This window comes from Natronorubrum texcoconense, assembly GCF_900100335.1.
GTDB classification, from domain to species: Archaea; Halobacteriota; Halobacteria; order Halobacteriales; family Natrialbaceae; genus Natronorubrum; species Natronorubrum texcoconense.
Genome location: NZ_FNFE01000005.1, coordinates 143566 through 159783 on the forward strand (window position 1 = coordinate 143566; position 16218 = coordinate 159783).

Genomic DNA, 16218 nt, shown 5'->3' on the forward strand with positions numbered 1-16218 from the left:
GGGTAGTGGGTTATCCGCCGAGGTAGAGCTCACCGATCTCCGGGTTCTCGAGGATCGCCTGTGCGTCGTCCTCGTACTTGACCTGGCCCTGTGCGAGGACGTAGCCGCGGTCGGAGATATTGAGCCCGGCGCGGGCGTTCTGTTCGACCATCAGAACCGACGTGCCGAGGCTATTGATCTGCTTGACGTTTTCGAACACGTCCTGGACGAGCGACGGGGCGAGTCCCGCGCTCGGTTCGTCGATCAATAGGACGTCGGGATCGACCATCAACGCGCGTGAAAACGCGAGAATTTGACGCTGCCCGCCGGAGAGGGTTCGCGCCTTCTTGGAGCGCTTCTCCTCGAGGATCGGGAACCGATCGTACAGCTTTTCGATCATCTCCGTGGATTCGTCGCTGACCGTGACGCCGCCGATCTCGAGGTTCTCCTCGACCGTCAACGTGCTGAACACGTTGTCGGTCTGTGGAACGTAGCTGATCCCCTGTCGAACGATATCCTCGGGCATCTGCCCGGATATTTCGGTTCCGCGGAGCGTGATCGCTCCGGTCCAGGGCTGGACGAGCCCGAAAATCGTCTTGATCGCCGTACTCTTGCCGGCGCCGTTCGGGCCGATGATACAGACGATTTCGTCTTCCTCGAGGTGCATCGAGACGTCGTGGAGGATCTGGAGATCACCGTAGCCGCTGTCGACCTGATCGATGTCGAGTACGGTCATTACATATCACCCAGGTAGGCGTTGATAACTCGTTCGTCCGACTGGACCGTTTCCGGTGTGCCTTCGAGCAATACGCGGCCCTGATTGAGGACGATGACCTCCTCGGCGAGCCCCATCAGGAACTCGATGTCGTGCTCGATGATGAAGAACGTATACCCCTGCTCCTGGTTGAGTTCTTCGATAAAGCCCGCGATCTGGTTGACCAGCGTCGGGTTGATCCCGGCCACCGGTTCGTCGAGCAACAGGATATCGGGTTCCGCCATCAGCGCTCGCGCCAGCGCAAGAAGTTTCATCTGGCCGCCCGAGAGGCTCGTCGTCGGCTCGGTCGCGAGGTGATCGATCTCGAAGAACTCGAGCAGTTCCATCGCTCGCTCGAGGTTGGCTCGCTCCTCGCGAGTTACCTCGGCGCCCGATATCCACAGCGGAAGGATCGATTCACCGAGTTGGGACTGTGCGCCGACGAGCATCGCTTCGCGAACGGTCATCTTCTCCAGCCGTCGAGGCGTCTGGAACGTCCGTAACAGACCTTCTTGAACGATCTTGTTCGGCTGCTTGCCGGTGACGTCGGTTCCGTTGACCTCGACCGTGCCGTCGTCGGGGTCGTAGAACCCGGAAATTTGATTGAACAGCGTCGACTTCCCGGCGCCGTTCGGCCCGATCATTCCCGTAATCGATCCCGATTCGATAGCCAGCGAGACGTCGTCGGTAACGACCAATCCGCCGAACGATTTCTTCAGTCCGGCGACTTCGAGGACGGTATTCTCTTTCTGGAGGTTGGCACCGTCGTAGGTGAGTTCGAACGAGCTCATGACTGCCCCTCCGTATCCGTTTGGCTCTTGGGCCAGATCAGTTCGTCACGCGGCGGGTAGAGTCCCTCGGGTTTGAATCGCATGATCAGGACGATGAGCACGCCCACGATGAGCAATCGGAGCGGACCGGTACTCAGCGCCGCGAAGATCGAGAAATCCGTGAGGAATCGCGTTCCCTCGAGGACGGCCACGAGGATGAACGCTCCGACGACGGCGCCGCGATTGCTCCCGCTGCCGCCGAGGATGACAGCGACCCAGACGAAGAACGTCTCGAGCGGATCGAGGTCCGTCGGATCGACGTAGCCGATGAAGTGAGCGTAGTAGACCCCGGCGATGGTCATGATCACGCAACCGAGGACGAACGTCTGCATCTTGAACGAGAAGGCGTTCTTGCCGAGCGATTCGGCGAGGTCCTCGTCGGCCTTGATGATCTGCATGACTCGCCCCCACGGAGAGCGATGTATCCGTCGGAGGAACAGGAAGACGAGCGCGCCCGCTACCGCAACGACCAACAGGTTCGTCGTGACGGTATCGAACGGCAGGTCCTCGAGCACGCTCGGAATGCCGGCCAGGCCGGCCATTCCGGCGGTGATGTGGGTCTCGTTGGCGACCAGGAGTCGGAAGATCTCCGAGAAGCCGAGCGTCGCGATGGCGAGGTAATCCGCGCGCAATCGGATCGCTGGAAGCCCGACGAGGATCGCGGCGATCACGCTGAAGATGATCGCGACGACGAGCGCGAAGAGTGGATGCCACTCGAGACCCAGCGGCGACGTTCTCGCGGTCGCAAGCGCAGCGACGTACGCGCCGAGCCCCCAGAAGGCGACGACGGCGAAGTTGATAATCCCGCCGTAGCCCCATTGGACGTTGAGTCCGAGCGCGAGGAGCACGTACATGCCGCTCAGTGCGATCAGGTACGTTGCATACGAGACGGTCAGTGCACCCGTCAGGATTGCGAGACCCAACAGTACGATGAGGCCGAGCAGTACGACTGACGTGGAACCCAGTTCGTGATCGGTCTTCGGAATGGTGACGTTCATGTCGTTTCCTCCCCGAGAATTCCACCCGGTCTGACGAGAAGAATGATGATCATAATGACGAACGCGACTGCTGCGCCGTATTCGGAGCCGACGCCCGGAATAACGGGTGTCATTTCGTGGGCGAGTCCGATCGCGAACCCGCCGAGCATCGCGCCGTAGATGCTACCGATCCCGCCGAGGATCACGGCAGCGAAGATCAGGAGGAGAATGTCGAATCCCATCAGCGGGCGGATGAGCGTGTGGAGTCCCAGAAAGACCCCGCCCATCGCGGCGAGCGCACCGCCACCGACCCACATCGTCAGGACGGTTTCTCGGGGACGGATCCCACTGATTCGAGCGAGGTCGCCGTTGTCGGCGGCCGCGCGCATTTTCTTCCCCAGCATACTGTACTGGAGAACGAAGTGCAGCGTCGTGACGACGACGGCGGTTGCCAGTACGATCACGAGCATCCGATTGGTAACCGCCAGTCCGGTCGCGTCTCGAATCGATCCGATCGGCCCGCTTCGTGGGAAATTGTACGATCGGGCGCTCGATCCGAATCCCATCCAGATGAGCGATCGATAGATGAGAGCAACACCGAAACTCGTGATGAGCAACGCGATCGGGCCACTATCGAGTGGCTTGAAGACGAGATAGTGTGTTGCGACTGCGACGACAATTCCGATGGCAAGGCCTGCAACGATCGTTACGAGGAGTTCGGGGGAAAAGACGCTCGTCGGTTGAAGCCCGATCTGGGTAAGGCCGAGGTTTGCGACCAGTCCACCGTACGCCCCGGCCACCATAAGGTCGCCGTGTGCGAAGTTCGGAAAGTCCCCGATGCTGTAGACTAACGAGAGCCCGACAGCCCCGAGCACGATGATGCTTCCATAGACGATTCCGTCTACTGCTAATTGAATAACCGACATATGTGCCAATAGACAACCGCTTAGATTTCGTCTGCCGAAATGGTTTCACCAATCACGTAGTCGTGATCCTCCACGGTGTAGACTTCGTAGACGCCGACTGGATCGCCGTTATCGTCCAGCTCGCCGGGACCGCTCGGTCCGACGTAGTTGATGTCGTCCGAACTACCGTCCTCGAGGATCTCCTTCGCCTCTTCGAACGAGTTGACCTCCTCGCCCGGCTCTTTCGTGACCTCTCGAATGTGTTCTGCGATCGCCTCGCCGGTGTACTCGTCGGCCGCCTCGATCGCCATCGCACCCCACATCAGGGCGTCGTACGTGTACGCCGTATAGACGTTAGGGTTCGCATCGTACTCGTCGTTGAACCGCTCTTCGAACTGCTCGTACACGTCGGAACCCTCCGGCGGTCCTTCCCGGACTCCCTTGAGGGTCTCCTGACTCCCCGGTTCCGTGTTGTCGAGGATCGTGTCCGCGATAGTACTCTCGGCACCGTAGTAGTCGACCTCCTCGTTGTACCCCTGGTCGTAGGCGTCGTTGAACAGCACGATCGCTTCGTCGGCGTACGTAGCGAACAGCCACGCGGTCGCGTCCGTGTCGGCCATCTCGGAGAGTTCGGCGCTGTAGCTCGCCTCGCCGGGGTCGTGCGAACCGTTGTACGCGACCGTTCCGCCCATTTCGTTCTCGAAGTGTTCTTCGACAACCTGCCCCATTGCGTCCCCGTAATCGTTGTTGATCCACGTCACCGCGATCGTGTCGTGTCCATCCTCGTACATCATGTTCGAGAGGACGGCGCCCTTTCCGGCACCGCTCGGCACCGGACGCAACAAGTTGGGATAGTCGGACACGGTCGCCCCCGAACTCGACTGTGCGATGTGAACGACGTCAGTCCCATCGACGACGCTCTCGTGGATCGCGATCGAGACGCCACTGCTGACTGCACCGTACAACAGCGGGACGTTCTCCTGATTGATCAGTCGCTGGGCCGCGTTGACGCCGGACTGGTTCGAACTTTCGCTGTCTTCTAAGATGATCTCGAACTCCTCGTTGTCCGGTCCGATTCCGACGTCGTTGATGTCCTCGAGGGCCATCTCCCGGGCGCGTTCGTTGTATTCGCTACCGTAGGGAGCCAGCGTTCCAGTCAGAGCATCCACCATCCCGACGACGTAGCCGTCCGTCTCGCCGTCGTCGTCCTGTAAGCACCCTGCCAACGAGCCGAGAGTCACCGCACCTGCACCGGCTAGTACCGTTCTGCGCGCTAGATTATCGTCTACCATACACGTTATCATGGTAGTCATAGACAAACATATAGGTTCTGGTTCAGCACATCGACACCGATTCCTGTACTATCAATTCATAATATGAATTATCCACACTGGTTCTTTTGAATCGGGGGCCGTTATCGGCATTCTACGACAAACGAAGCTTTTGAAGAAGTGATCCACACAGTCTGGACCCGGACGTCGCTCCGCCGTTTTGGCGGCACCCGCTCTCAGTTCGGCGTCTCGAACGCCGCATTCTGACCGATTCGATCAATTACCCGCGTTAATCGCTTGACTACGGCACGTTTGGCGGTTTCAGCGATCGCCTCGGACAACGTTGGGGAGGCGTGTGAACGGTTTCGGACACGTCTTCAAGCGCCGAACCCATCTCGATTGCGAGTCCCACCCCGGCAACGAGTTCCGACGCCTCACGCAACGACCATCTCAGTCCTCCACTAGCAACAGCTGCGGTTGCTCGAGAAACGCCATCACGGCGTTCGTAAACTCGGCAGCGTCCGCGCCGTCGATCACGCGGTGGTCGAAGGAAAGCGACAGCGGAAGCGTCGGCCGGGCGACGACGTCGCCGTCTTCGACGACCGCTCGCTCGTCGATCGCGCCGAGTCCGAGGATCGCCGTCTCCGGATAGTTGATGATCGGCGTCCCGTACTCGCCGCCGATCACGCCGAAGTTGGTGACCGTGAAGGTTCCACCGGACATCTCGTCGGGTGTCAGCTCCCGCGAGCGAGCCCGCTCGGCGAGGTCAGCGATCTCTTCGGCGAGCGACGCGATACCCTTCTCATCGACGTCCTCGACGACGGGGACCAGCAATCCGGCGTCGGTCGCGACGGCGATACCGATGTGGTACTCCCGAAGCAGACGGATTTCAGCCGCCTCTTCATCGAGTCGGGAGTTGAGTATCGGATGGCGTTTCAGAGCCGCGACGACGGCTTTCAGGACGAACGGCAGGTACGTGAGCGACGCACCTCGCCCTTCGACGGTATCCGAAAGCTGTGCTCGAGTTGCCACGAGCTCCTCGACGGTCGCCGTATCGTGATGGGAGACGTGGGGCGCGGTGAACTTCGACTGCGACAGCCGCTCGCCGATGGTTCGCCTGACGCCCTCGTACGGACGCCGCTCGATCTCGGCGTCGGTCCGCGGGGGTTCGGCCGTCGCGGCTGCGGGCGCTCCGTCCTCGCTCGTCGCGGCTGTCGCCCGTCCGGAATTCGTGGATGCAGTCGGAGGCGATTCCCCTTCAGCATAGCGAAGGACCTGGCTTTCGGACACGTAGGCCGCACCATCTCGACGTGTCTCCGTCGGAACGTCGTCGATATCGACTCCGTTCTCGCGGGCGATCCGTCGCGTGTTCGGGCGGGCCAACGTGAGAGTTCGGCCGGCGGCGGGGGCGGAGACGGTGTCGGACGAGTCAGCCGACAGTGGGTCCGACGCGTCGCCGCTTGGCCGTTCGGTGCGATCAGCTACCGGTTCCGTTTGTCCCGACTCCGTCGGTTCTGCGGACGAATCGATAGCCGCTCGAACGTCCGCTTTCGTGAGACGAGTCGCGGAGCGGCCGGGCACGAGCGCTGCCAGATCGACGTCGTGCTCCCTGGCGAACCGTCGAACCGAAGGCGGTGCGATCGGACGGCCCCGCTCGCCGCGTTCCCCTTCGGGCGAACCGACGCGGTCGTTCGCGTCGGAATCGGTCGTCCGGGCCGCCGGCCCAGAGCGCTGTTCGCGGCCATCGACCGTCCCCTCCGAGTCAGGAACGCCTCCCTCGAGGTCGGCTTCACCGACCCGAATCGTGATCAGTACGTCGCCGACGGGAACGACCTCTCCTTGCACCGCACGGAGTTCGTCGACGACGCCCGTGTACGGCGACGGGACTTCGACTACCGCTTTGTCCGTCTCCACCTCCGCGATCGGCTGGTCTTCGGCTACCTCCTCGCCGGGTTCGACGAGCCACCGGACGAGTTCCGCCTCCGCGATCCCTTCGCCGACGTCCGGCAGGGTAAACTCCTTGCTGGTCATCGGCTGTCAGAACTCGACCGTCTCCCGAATGCCGTGTTCGATGCGAGCGGCACTCGGCAGGTAGTAGTCCTCGAGCGCGTACAACGGGAACGGGGTATCGTATCCGGTGATGCGCTTGATCGGTGCTTTCTGGTACAGGACGGCCTCCTCTTGGATCGTCGACGTCAACTCGGCCGCCATTCCGCCCGTCTGGGGCGCTTCGTGGACGACGACGCCGCGCCCGGTACGCTTGAACGCGTCGACGATCGTCTCCTCGTCCAGCGGATAGATCGAGCGCACGTCGACGACGTGACAGTCGATGCCGTCCTCGGCGAGCGTCTCCGCAGCCTCGAGCGTCGGCCTGACCATCGCCCCCCAAGTGAAAACGGCGACGTCCGACCCCTCGCGAAGCACGTTCGCTTCGCCGATCGGGACGGTGTAGCGCTCGTCCGGAACCTCCCGCTTGAACGATCGGTAGATGAGTTTGGGCTCGAGGAAGACGACCGGGTCGGGGTCCTCTATCGCACTGGCGAGGAGTCCCTTCGCGTCGTACGGCGTCGACGGAACGACGACCTTGAGCCCCGGTTGATGGGCGAAGAACGCTTCCGTAGATTCGGAGTGGTGTTCGGGCGCGCGGATACCCCCGCCGTAGGGGACGCGGACCGTCAGCGGACACGTAAAGCGTCCTCGAGATCGCGTTCGGAACCGTGCCGCGTGGTTGACGAGCTGGTCGAACGCGGGATAGACGAACCCCATGAACTGGAGCTCCGGGACGGGGCGAAATCCGCGGACGGCCATCCCGATCGACGTACCGATGATGGCCGATTCCGCCAGCGGCGTGTCCATCACTCGATCGCTGCCGAACTCGTCGACCAACCCCTCGGTCGCCCGGAACACGCCGTCGTTGTCGCCGACGTCCTCTCCGAGGATGAGGACGTCGTCGTCTCGTTTCATCTCCGTGTACAGTCCCTCTCGAACCGCCTGTACCAGCGTCAGGGTCTGGCTGTCGACCGCCGCTGGATCTGGTGTTGTGGTTGCCATTCGTTAGTCGCGCAGAAACGCCTCGTCGCCGTACTGTTCGTGTAGCTCGCGGAACGCCGCACGTTGCTCTTCGATCCGGTCGGGGAGTTCGTCGAAGACGTGCTCGAAGATGTCGTCCGGATCCGGCTCGTAGGCCTCCGCGATCTCGACCGCCGACTCGATCTCTTCGGTGTTTTCCTCCTCGATCGCGGCGATCCGTTCGTCGCTCAACAGGCCGCGCTCGCGGAGGAACGTCTCCATCCGCGAGATCGGATCGCGCTCGCGCCACGGCTCCGTCTCGGACTCCTGGCGATAGTTCGAGGGATCGTCACTCGTGTTGTGTGCACCGATCCGGTACAACAACGCCTCGACCAGGGTCGGGCGAGGGGCCTCGGACTCGGCGTCACGAGCCGTCTCGAGCGCCTTCCGAGTCACCTCGTAGACCGCGAGGGGATCCATGCCGTCGACTCGAACGCCGTCGAATCCGTACCCCGACGCCTTCTGAGCGAGCGTCGACGCGGCGGTCTGTTTTTCGATCGGCGTCGAGATCGCCCACTGATTGTTCAGACAGAAGAAGACGTTCGGCGTATCGAAGACGCCGGCGAAGTTGAGGCCCTCGTGGAAGTCGCCCTCGCTGGTCGCCCCGTCGCCGAAGTAACAGACGACCGCACTGTCGTCTCCGTCTCGGAGCTTCGACGCCATCCCGGCCCCGGTTGCGTGGGGGATCTGATCGCCGATCGTGATACAGATCGGGAAGACGCTCGTATCCTCCGGGACGACGCTGCCCTCCTCGTGGCCCATGTAGTACTGCAGGATGTGTTCGAAGCCGAGGCCGTGCGTGACCGTCGCCCCGTGATCGCGATAGTACGGAACGATCCAGTCGTCGTCGCGCAGAGCGAAGGCGCTCCCCACGAGCGCGCCCTCGTGGGCGAGCATCGTCGAGTACGTCCCCATCCGTCCCTGTCGCTGGAGGCTCACGGCTCGTTTGTCGAACTGTCGACACAGCCGCATCTGTTTGTACATATCGACGAAAACGTCGTCGTCGAGGTCCGGCGGCGTTTCGCCATCGAGCACTCGGCCGTCTTCGTCGAGGATCTGTTCTTCTGCGTGAAATCCGGGTTCGAAACTCATTGGTTGCTCATACTGTCGGTGTCTCCGACGCCGTCGGTTGCGACCGCTGAGACGACGATCGAACTCCCGCTACTGCTGTCGGTGGTCGAACTGCGTGTACACATCGTGTCTGAGATCGTTACCACTGGGGCTTTCGCGTCTCGTGGACCTTCTGGCGCATCGTTTTCATCGCATCGATGCGCTGTTGAGCGACGTCGTTGGCGACTTCGTAGGTCGGACGGCCCTCGTCGTCGGCGCGGCGGCCGATCGTCAGCATTCGGTCGTAGATGCCGTCGATCATGGCGCGTGCTCGCGTGTGTTTGTACCCGCCCTTCCGAAGGAGATCGGTGTCGTCAATGGTCCGTCCGGAGTTGGCGAGATAGTCCGGTGCGTACAGGATCCCTTCCTCCTGAAGCATCGTGCCGTGGCGCTCCTCGTCGTCGAGTTGGTTGTTCGCCGCGCCGCAAACGATGTCACACTGCAGCCGCGGAATCGTGTCGTCGTTGAGCACGAATCCGAGTGCCGACGGCGCGAACACGTCACAGTCGACGTCGTACACGCCTTCGGGATCGACGGACCCGACGCCGTACTCGTCCTCGAGGTAGTCGATCTGTTCCTCGTTGATGTCGGACACCGTCACCTGCGCACCCCGCTCGTGGAGGTAGCGGACGATACTGGTCCCCATCTCGCCGACCCCCTGGACGGTCACGTGGAGATCCGCGAGGTCGCGGTCACCATCGTACTCGAGTTCGCAACACGCCTCCATCGCCTTGATGACGCCGAGCCCACCGCCGTGATAGCCCTCGGGGTGGTCGAACTGTTCCGGAAGCCCGATGATGTAATCCGTCTCGTCGCCGATCCAACGCATCGCCTCCTGATCGGTACCGACGTCAGCCCCGGTGACGAATCGGCCGCCGAAGCTGTCCACCATCCGTCCGTAGGCGCGGTAGAGGTCCTCGCTTCGCTGGTCCTCGTCGTCCACCCAGATGACGCCCTTCGCACCGCCCATGTTGATCCCGGAAATCGCGTACTTGTAGGTCATCGCACGCGATAGTCTGAGAACGTCGATGATCGCTTCCTCCTCCGATTCGAAGGCGTATCGTCGGGTCCCACCGGCCGCCGGTCCGAGCGTCGTATCGTGAATCGCGATGAATCCTCGAAGGCCAGCTTCATCGTCACGGAACGCTTTGAACTCGTTGTGACTATGCTCGCCTAATAGCTTGTGAATTTCTACCATGCGGTGAGTACTCTATTGACAGTACGTGGTTTTATAGATTTTGCAACCCGTGACATTCCGTGACAGGTCGACCTGCGAGTAACTCAGAGACGAAGAGCAAAGAGCCGACTGCTGCTGGTCGAGTCGAACGAGTAGGGCGGAAGACACGGTCCAGGTCAGATCCGACGATAGCGTTTAGTGGGCGGGCAGTAACGGTACGTGCAGATGTCGAACGATACGTTCGAAAGCGCGACGATAACGAAACGAGCGAACGTCTACTACGACGGCAGCGTTACCAGCCGATCGCTGGTTACCGACGACGGCGTTCGGAAGACCCTCGGGATCATGCACCCCGGCGAGTACGAGTTCGAAACCGAGGACGAGGAACACATCGAGCTGTACGCCGGCAGACTCACTGCAACGGTCGACGGCGAATCGACCGAGTACGGAGCGGGGGAATCGTTCACCGTCCCCGCAGCGACGACGTTCGAGGTCTCGGTCGCCGAACTCGTCGATTACTGCTGTACCTACGAGTGAGTGTCTGATCGGGGACGGTTATCGTCCTTTGCTTCCCCACCCGAACGCGAGCCAGCCGCCATCAGCGTTGAGTATCTCGCCGGTCGTATAGTGGTCGCCGGACGCGAGAAAGAGGGCGACGGTTTGCATCTCCTCTAGCGTGCCGAATCGGTTCAGCGGCACCCGGTTCTCGATGTGCTGGTCGTCGTACCCGTAGTACGGCCACTCGTCCTCGTCGAGAACGGTGTCTCGGTCGTCGCTGTCTCGCGTCTGTTCGTCCAACTGCGTTCGGATGAATCCCGGCGCGAGCGCGTTCACGTGGATATCGTGTTCGGCCAGTTCGACCGCCAGATTCCGCGTCAGGTTGTTGACGCCCCCTTTCGACGCGTTGTACGGGGACCGTCCCTGAATGCCGATTTTCCCGAAGATACTCGAAATGTTGATGATCTGTCCGCCGGTTCCCTGCTCGATCATCTGTCGACCGGCCGCCTGTGCGCCGTAAAAGACGCCGGAGAGGTTGACGTCGATCACGTTTTGCCAGTCCTCGGGATCCATCTCCATGGCGGGTTCGATGACCGAAATGCCCGCGTTGTTGACCATAATGTCGAGACTGCCGTACTCGTCGACGGCGGCCTCGACGAGCGCCGATACGTCGTCGGGGTCGCTAATATCGCCTTCGACGGCGATCGCAGAACCACCGTCCTCGCGTATTTCCGCTGCAGTCGTCTCAGCTCGCTCCTTGGCTCGGGAGTTCGTCACGACGTTCGCCCCTTCCTCGGCGAACCCGGTAGCGATTGCGGCGCCGATACCGCTACTCGATCCGGTAACAACGGCTGTCTTGCCAGCTAGCTTGTCAGACATACACATCCACAGTTCCGCTGGGGACACATATCATTTTTGCCAATATGTCGATATATCTTGTGACAGGCTCCGCTGACGTCAGTAGCTGTTGTAGTACGCACCTAAAACGCTCGTTCCAAGAGCGGTATCTCGACTGACCAACCATCCCACGATGTGGGATAGATATTTACCATCGCGGATGCACCATGATATCATGGCCCAAAAAAGTCGGATCAAATCGGCTGAAACGACCCTACAGATACTCGAGACGATCAGAGAACTCGACGGGGCCGGTGTCGGGGAGCTGTCTGCCGAACTCGACCGACCGACGAGTACGGTCCACAACTATCTGCAGACGCTCGAGCAGAACGAGTATCTGGTCAAGGAAGACGACACCTACAGGATCAGCCTGCGGTTCCTCGCGGTCGGTAAACACATCGAGGATCGATTGACGATCCGTGATATTGCGATGCCGGAGATCGACGAACTCGCTGCGCAGACGGGCGAACTCGCCAGCGTACTGGTCGAAGAACACAACAAGGGTATCTACGCCTACCTGCAGAGCGGCGACAACGCGCTCTATCTGGACGCCCATCCCGGAATGCGCACGTACCTCCATCAAACCGGACTGGGAAAGGCGATGCTGTCGGCGTTCGACGAAGAGCGAGTCGACGCCGTCATCGACGATCACGGGCTCCCGAGTGCGACGTCGAACACGATCACCGGCCGTGACGAATTAAAGGAGGAACTCGCAGAGATTCGCGAACGGGGGTACGCGATCGACCGCGGAGAACGGGTTTCGGGTATCCGCTGTGTTGCGGTACCGATCACCCCGTCCGGCGACGATCCCTGTGGCGCGATCAGCGTCTCCGGACCGAGAAGCAGAGTCAAAGGGGAGTTCTTCGAGGAAGAACTGCCACAACTCGTCCAGGAAGCGGCCGACATCATCGAAATCAATCTTCGGTTCTCGTAGCCGCTTCGTCCGATCGAGCGGCTCCAGCTCGAAACCGTGATCGGTCAAAGCGTGACGATCACGTTCCCGTCCTCGGTCACGTTTGCAGTCGTCCCCGGCGGCAACAGCGAGGTACAGCCCGGTTCCTCGATGATCGCCGGTCCCTCGAGTTGCTGGCCCACGGAAAGCCCGGATCGCCGGTAGATCGGCGTGGTTCGGAACCCTCCCTCGAAGTAGACCTTCCGTTCGGTGCGAACGGCGTCAACATCGGCGTCGACGGACTGGGCTTCCAGCGGAGCCGTCTCGACCGTCCCGGTCGATCGAAGCGCAACCAGTTCGACGGGTTCGTTCGGCATGGAGTAGCCGTACAGTTGCTCGTGGACGTCGTGGAACCGCTCGACGGTGGCTCCGAGCGTCTCCTCGGTGACCGTTTCGCCGGCCAGCGCTACGGTTCGCTCGTAGGACTGCCCTTCGTACCGAGCGTCGATCGCGTACTCGACGTCGACCTCGCGACGGTCGAACCCCTGCTCGTCGAACCGTTCGACGAGCGTCGCTTCCATCGACTCGAACTGTGAGCGAGCGATTTCGGCATCGGGGCGGGTGCTATGAGACGCCTGAGATTCGTCCAGTCGAATATCCGCGAGCAACAGCCCTCTGGCGGAGAACACGCCCGGACTCTGCGGGAGCACGATCGAATCCATCTCCATCTGCCGGCCGACCGCGGCCGCCTGCAGCGGACCGGCCCCGCCGAACGCCACCAGCGAGAACGATGCTGGGTCCTGTCCCCGTTCGACGGTCACCTTTCGAATCTGGCGACTCATCTTCGCGTTCGCGACCTTCAGGACGCTCATTGCCGCCTCCTCGAGCGATTCGCCGAGCGGATCGGCGATCTCGGTCCGGAACCGATCGCGGGCTCGTTGGGCAGCGGTCGACATGTTTCCCTCGAGGAACGCGTCGGGGTCGATCCGACCGAGCACGAGGTTTGCGTCGGTGACCGTCGGCTCCGTGCCTCCGCGATCGTAACAGATCGGCCCCGGATCCGCACCCGCACTCTGCGGACCGACCCGGAGTCCGCCCCCCTCGTCGATCCAGACGATACTCCCGCCGCCGGCGCCGACGGTGTGGATATCGATCATCGGCGTGTTGATCGGCAGGTCGTTGATCTCGCCGGCGGTCGAACGAACGATATCGCCGTCTTCGACGACGCTGACGTCGGTGCTCGTCCCGCCCATGTCGAGCCCGATGACGTTCTCGAGCGCCTCGGTCTGGCAGACGTCCCGCGTCGCGACGGCACCCGCCGCAGGACCGGAGAGGACCGTCCGGATGGCGAACTCGGTCGCCTGCGTCGTGCCGAAGATACCGCCACCCGAATGCATGACGGTGAGCGGAACGTCGAGACCGCGGTCGGCGATTCCGGTATCGAGCCGGTCGAGGTAGTCCTGGATCCGAATTTTCACCGCTTCGTTGAGCACCGTCGTGACCGTCCGATCGTACTCGCGTCGCTCCGGGTAGACCGCCGACGAGAGCGCGTAGTCCAGTTCGGGATCGACCCGTTCGATAATCTCGCCGACCCGTCGCTCGTGGTCGTCCTCGAGGTACGAGAACAGCAGCGAGACGACGATCGAGTCGACGTCCGCCTCGGCGAGCGACTCGACGACCGTTCGGGCCTGCGTCTCGTCGAACGGATCGATGATCTCGCCCGCCGAATCGAAACGGCCGGGGACCTCCCGGCGAAGGCGACGGGGGACCAACGCGGGCGGTTTGTCCACCTGCAGATTGTACAGTTCGGGCCGGGTCTGGTCGCCGATCTCCAGGACGTCTCGCAGCCCCTCGTTCGTTATCAGCCCGAGGTCGGGGATATCGCCCTCGAGAACGGCGTTCGTGCCGACGGTCGTTCCGTGACTCAGAAACGAGACCGTCGACGGCTCCGTGTCCGTCTTCTCGATGATCTTATCGATGCCCGTCAGCACGCCCTCGTCGAAGTTCGGCGGCGTCGACGGCGTCTTGGTAATGTGTATCTCACCCGTCGCTGCGTCGTACAACACCACGTCGGTGAACGTGCCGCCCGTGTCGACGCCGATACGGACCGTCATTCCAACTCACCGCCGTCAGCAGCAGCGGTGTCACGGAGTTCGCTTCGACGGGCCGCCGTCGCGTCGCCGTCGACGTTCGTCTCGTCGGTCAGTTCGACGCCGTACGCCTCCCGAGCCGCTTCCGGCGACACCTTCTCGTTCCGAACGTCCTCGAGGACGGCGTCCGGATCGCGCTCGAGCGGATCGCCGTATCCGCCGCCGCCCGGCGTCTGGATACTGACAACGTCGTCGGGGTCCAGTTGCGTCGTCGACTTGGACTCGAGTTCGACTTCGGCGTCGGTGTCGGGATTGCGGCGGAACCGGGACGGGCGTGCGCTCTTCCCGCCGAAGACGCCCCACGGTGCCGAGCGAGTTCGGTCGGTCAACAGCGAGAACGACGCGCTGTGATCGGAGAACTCGAGGTCGCGGCGGACGCCGAGTCCGCCGCGCTGTCGGCCCGCGCCCGCCGAGTCCGGAATCAGCTCGTATCGTCGGACGTAGACCGGAAGCTCCGATTCCAACTCCTCGATGGGGCTGTTGGCCGTGTTCTGGAAGTGCGTCTGAACCGCGTCCATTCCGTCTTTCGTGGCGCGACCGCCGTAGCCGCCGGCGACCGTCTCGTAGTAGACGTACTCGGATTCGTTTCGCGGGTCGGTCCCGCCGTATGCGACGTTACAGACCATTCCCTTCGTCGCGCCGATGGTCTCCTCGGGAACGGCGTCGGCGAGCGCTTTGGTAACGAGATCGCCGGCGCGCATCGGAATCTCCCACCCACCGGCGACCGGGGCGTTATCGGAGGGGTTGACCATCGTTCCCTCGGGCGTTATCACCTCGAACGGGCGGTAGAACCCGTCGTTCTTCGGGAGATCGGTGCCGATAAAGGCCATAATTACCGACATCGTTCCGGCGAAAATCATCGCCGGGGTGCAGTTCAGCGGCCCGGTGTTCTCCGCAGCCGTCCCGGTGAAATCGACCGTTATCTCGTCGCCGTCGACGGTGATGGCCATCCGGAGCCGGACCGGTTCGTCGACGATGCCGTCGCCATCCATGTAATCCTCGGCGGTGTACTGACCGTCCGGGAGGTCGGCGATCGCCGCTCTGACCCGCCGTTCGGTGTAGTCGAGAAGTTCGTCGAGGTACGTCGTGAGTTGCTCCGCCCCGTAGGACTCGTACAGCGCCGTGAACCGCTGCTCCCCGATGCGGTTGGTTCCCAGCTGTGCCTGGTAATCGCCGCGGCGCATATCCGGCCGACGAACGTTTCGGAGGATCAGCGACAGGATCTGCTCGTCGTAGCTCCAGTCACGGACCGCGCGAACGCCGGGGATGATCAGTCCCTCCGCATACAGCTCCGTGCTGTCGTTCGGAATGCCACCCGGCGTCCCGCCGCCGATATCGACGTGGTGGGCGGAGTTCGCGGCGTAGCCGACGATCTCGTCGTCGTGGAACAGCGGCGAGATGAGCATCACGTCCGGCAGGTGAACCGCTCCCTTATCCGGGTCGTTGATGAGGATTCCGTCGCCGGGCTCGAGGTCGTCCTCCCAGTCGGGGACGTTCTTCGGAATGACGGAGACCAGTGAGCCGATATGCTGTGGCGCGATATCGTGCTGTGCGATGTGACGCAAGTCCGCGTCGAACAGCGCGCACGTGTGGTCGCGTCGGATTTTGATGTTCGTCGAGTACGCCGTCCGTTGAAGCGTCACGCCCATCTCCTCGACGATACTCTTCAACGAGTGACGAAAAATTTCTAGCTCGCCCGTATCTACCAT

General features: G+C 62.1%; 14 protein-coding genes. 2 read left to right on the top strand and 12 right to left on the bottom strand.

All coding sequences use genetic code 11. The features are described 5' to 3' along the window. Nucleotides 1-10: 10 nt before the first annotated feature. The 9 genes from BLT08_RS15545 to BLT08_RS15585 form a co-directional block, all read right to left on the bottom strand. Complete coding sequence (locus tag BLT08_RS15545; RefSeq protein ID WP_090309599.1) at nucleotides 11-715, bottom strand: ABC transporter ATP-binding protein; 705 nt, start codon at nucleotides 713-715, stop codon at nucleotides 11-13. Next, nucleotides 715-1524 carry an ABC transporter ATP-binding protein gene (locus BLT08_RS15550; RefSeq protein WP_090309601.1) on the bottom strand — a complete coding sequence of 270 codons (810 nt, stop codon included), beginning with the start codon at nucleotides 1522-1524 and terminating at the stop codon, nucleotides 715-717. The genes BLT08_RS15545 and BLT08_RS15550 overlap by 1 nt, the downstream gene beginning before the upstream one ends. Next, nucleotides 1521-2561, bottom strand: a complete 1041-nt coding sequence (locus tag BLT08_RS15555; protein ID WP_090309604.1) for a branched-chain amino acid ABC transporter permease — start codon at nucleotides 2559-2561, stop codon at nucleotides 1521-1523. Before BLT08_RS15555 ends, BLT08_RS15550 begins: the two co-directional genes overlap by 4 nt. Further along, nucleotides 2558-3466 (bottom strand): branched-chain amino acid ABC transporter permease, encoded by a 909-nt coding sequence (locus tag BLT08_RS15560; RefSeq protein WP_090309607.1) that lies wholly within the window; start codon nucleotides 3464-3466, stop codon nucleotides 2558-2560. Before BLT08_RS15560 ends, BLT08_RS15555 begins: the two co-directional genes overlap by 4 nt. A 20-nt stretch (nucleotides 3467-3486) precedes the next feature. Then, a complete protein-coding gene (locus BLT08_RS15565; protein WP_090309610.1) occupies nucleotides 3487-4737 on the bottom strand; it encodes an ABC transporter substrate-binding protein in 1251 nt (416 codons plus the stop codon). 429 nt (nucleotides 4738-5166) lie between these two features. Continuing rightward, nucleotides 5167-6747: a dihydrolipoamide acetyltransferase family protein gene (locus BLT08_RS15570; RefSeq protein ID WP_090309613.1), complete on the bottom strand. Its 1581-nt coding sequence runs from the start codon at nucleotides 6745-6747 to the stop codon at nucleotides 5167-5169. A gap of 6 nt (nucleotides 6748-6753) precedes the next feature. Further along, nucleotides 6754-7767 (bottom strand): alpha-ketoacid dehydrogenase subunit beta, encoded by a 1014-nt coding sequence (locus BLT08_RS15575; protein ID WP_090309615.1) that lies wholly within the window; start codon nucleotides 7765-7767, stop codon nucleotides 6754-6756. Nucleotides 7768-7770: 3 nt separating this feature from the next. Continuing rightward, complete coding sequence (gene pdhA / locus BLT08_RS15580; protein WP_090309618.1) at nucleotides 7771-8877, bottom strand: pyruvate dehydrogenase (acetyl-transferring) E1 component subunit alpha; 1107 nt, start codon at nucleotides 8875-8877, stop codon at nucleotides 7771-7773. Between the two features lie 118 nt (nucleotides 8878-8995). Continuing rightward, a complete protein-coding gene (locus BLT08_RS15585) occupies nucleotides 8996-10093 on the bottom strand; it encodes a Leu/Phe/Val dehydrogenase (protein ID WP_090309622.1) in 1098 nt (365 codons plus the stop codon). Between the two features lie 204 nt (nucleotides 10094-10297). Between BLT08_RS15585 and BLT08_RS15590 the strand changes: the two genes are divergently transcribed. Continuing rightward, nucleotides 10298-10609 (top strand): pyrimidine/purine nucleoside phosphorylase, encoded by a 312-nt coding sequence (locus BLT08_RS15590; RefSeq protein WP_090309625.1) that lies wholly within the window; start codon nucleotides 10298-10300, stop codon nucleotides 10607-10609. Between the two features lie 18 nt (nucleotides 10610-10627). Here the strand turns inward: BLT08_RS15590 and BLT08_RS15595 are convergent, their stop codons facing one another. Further along, nucleotides 10628-11449, bottom strand: a complete 822-nt coding sequence (locus BLT08_RS15595; RefSeq protein WP_090310141.1) for an SDR family NAD(P)-dependent oxidoreductase — start codon at nucleotides 11447-11449, stop codon at nucleotides 10628-10630. A gap of 193 nt (nucleotides 11450-11642) precedes the next feature. Between BLT08_RS15595 and BLT08_RS15600 the strand changes: the two genes are divergently transcribed. Then, nucleotides 11643-12401 carry an IclR family transcriptional regulator gene (locus BLT08_RS15600; RefSeq protein ID WP_090310143.1) on the top strand — a complete coding sequence of 253 codons (759 nt, stop codon included), beginning with the start codon at nucleotides 11643-11645 and terminating at the stop codon, nucleotides 12399-12401. A 44-nt stretch (nucleotides 12402-12445) separates the two neighbouring features. On the opposite strand, the gene BLT08_RS15605 is transcribed toward BLT08_RS15600, so the two are convergent. Together BLT08_RS15605 and BLT08_RS15610 are read right to left on the bottom strand one after the other, a co-directional pair. Beyond that, nucleotides 12446-14473 carry a hydantoinase/oxoprolinase family protein gene (locus tag BLT08_RS15605; RefSeq protein WP_090309628.1) on the bottom strand — a complete coding sequence of 676 codons (2028 nt, stop codon included), beginning with the start codon at nucleotides 14471-14473 and terminating at the stop codon, nucleotides 12446-12448. Next, the gene (locus BLT08_RS15610; protein ID WP_090309631.1) at nucleotides 14470-16218 is read right to left on the bottom strand and encodes a hydantoinase B/oxoprolinase family protein; all 1749 of its coding nucleotides are present in this window, start codon (nucleotides 16216-16218) and stop codon (nucleotides 14470-14472) included. The genes BLT08_RS15605 and BLT08_RS15610 overlap by 4 nt, the downstream gene beginning before the upstream one ends.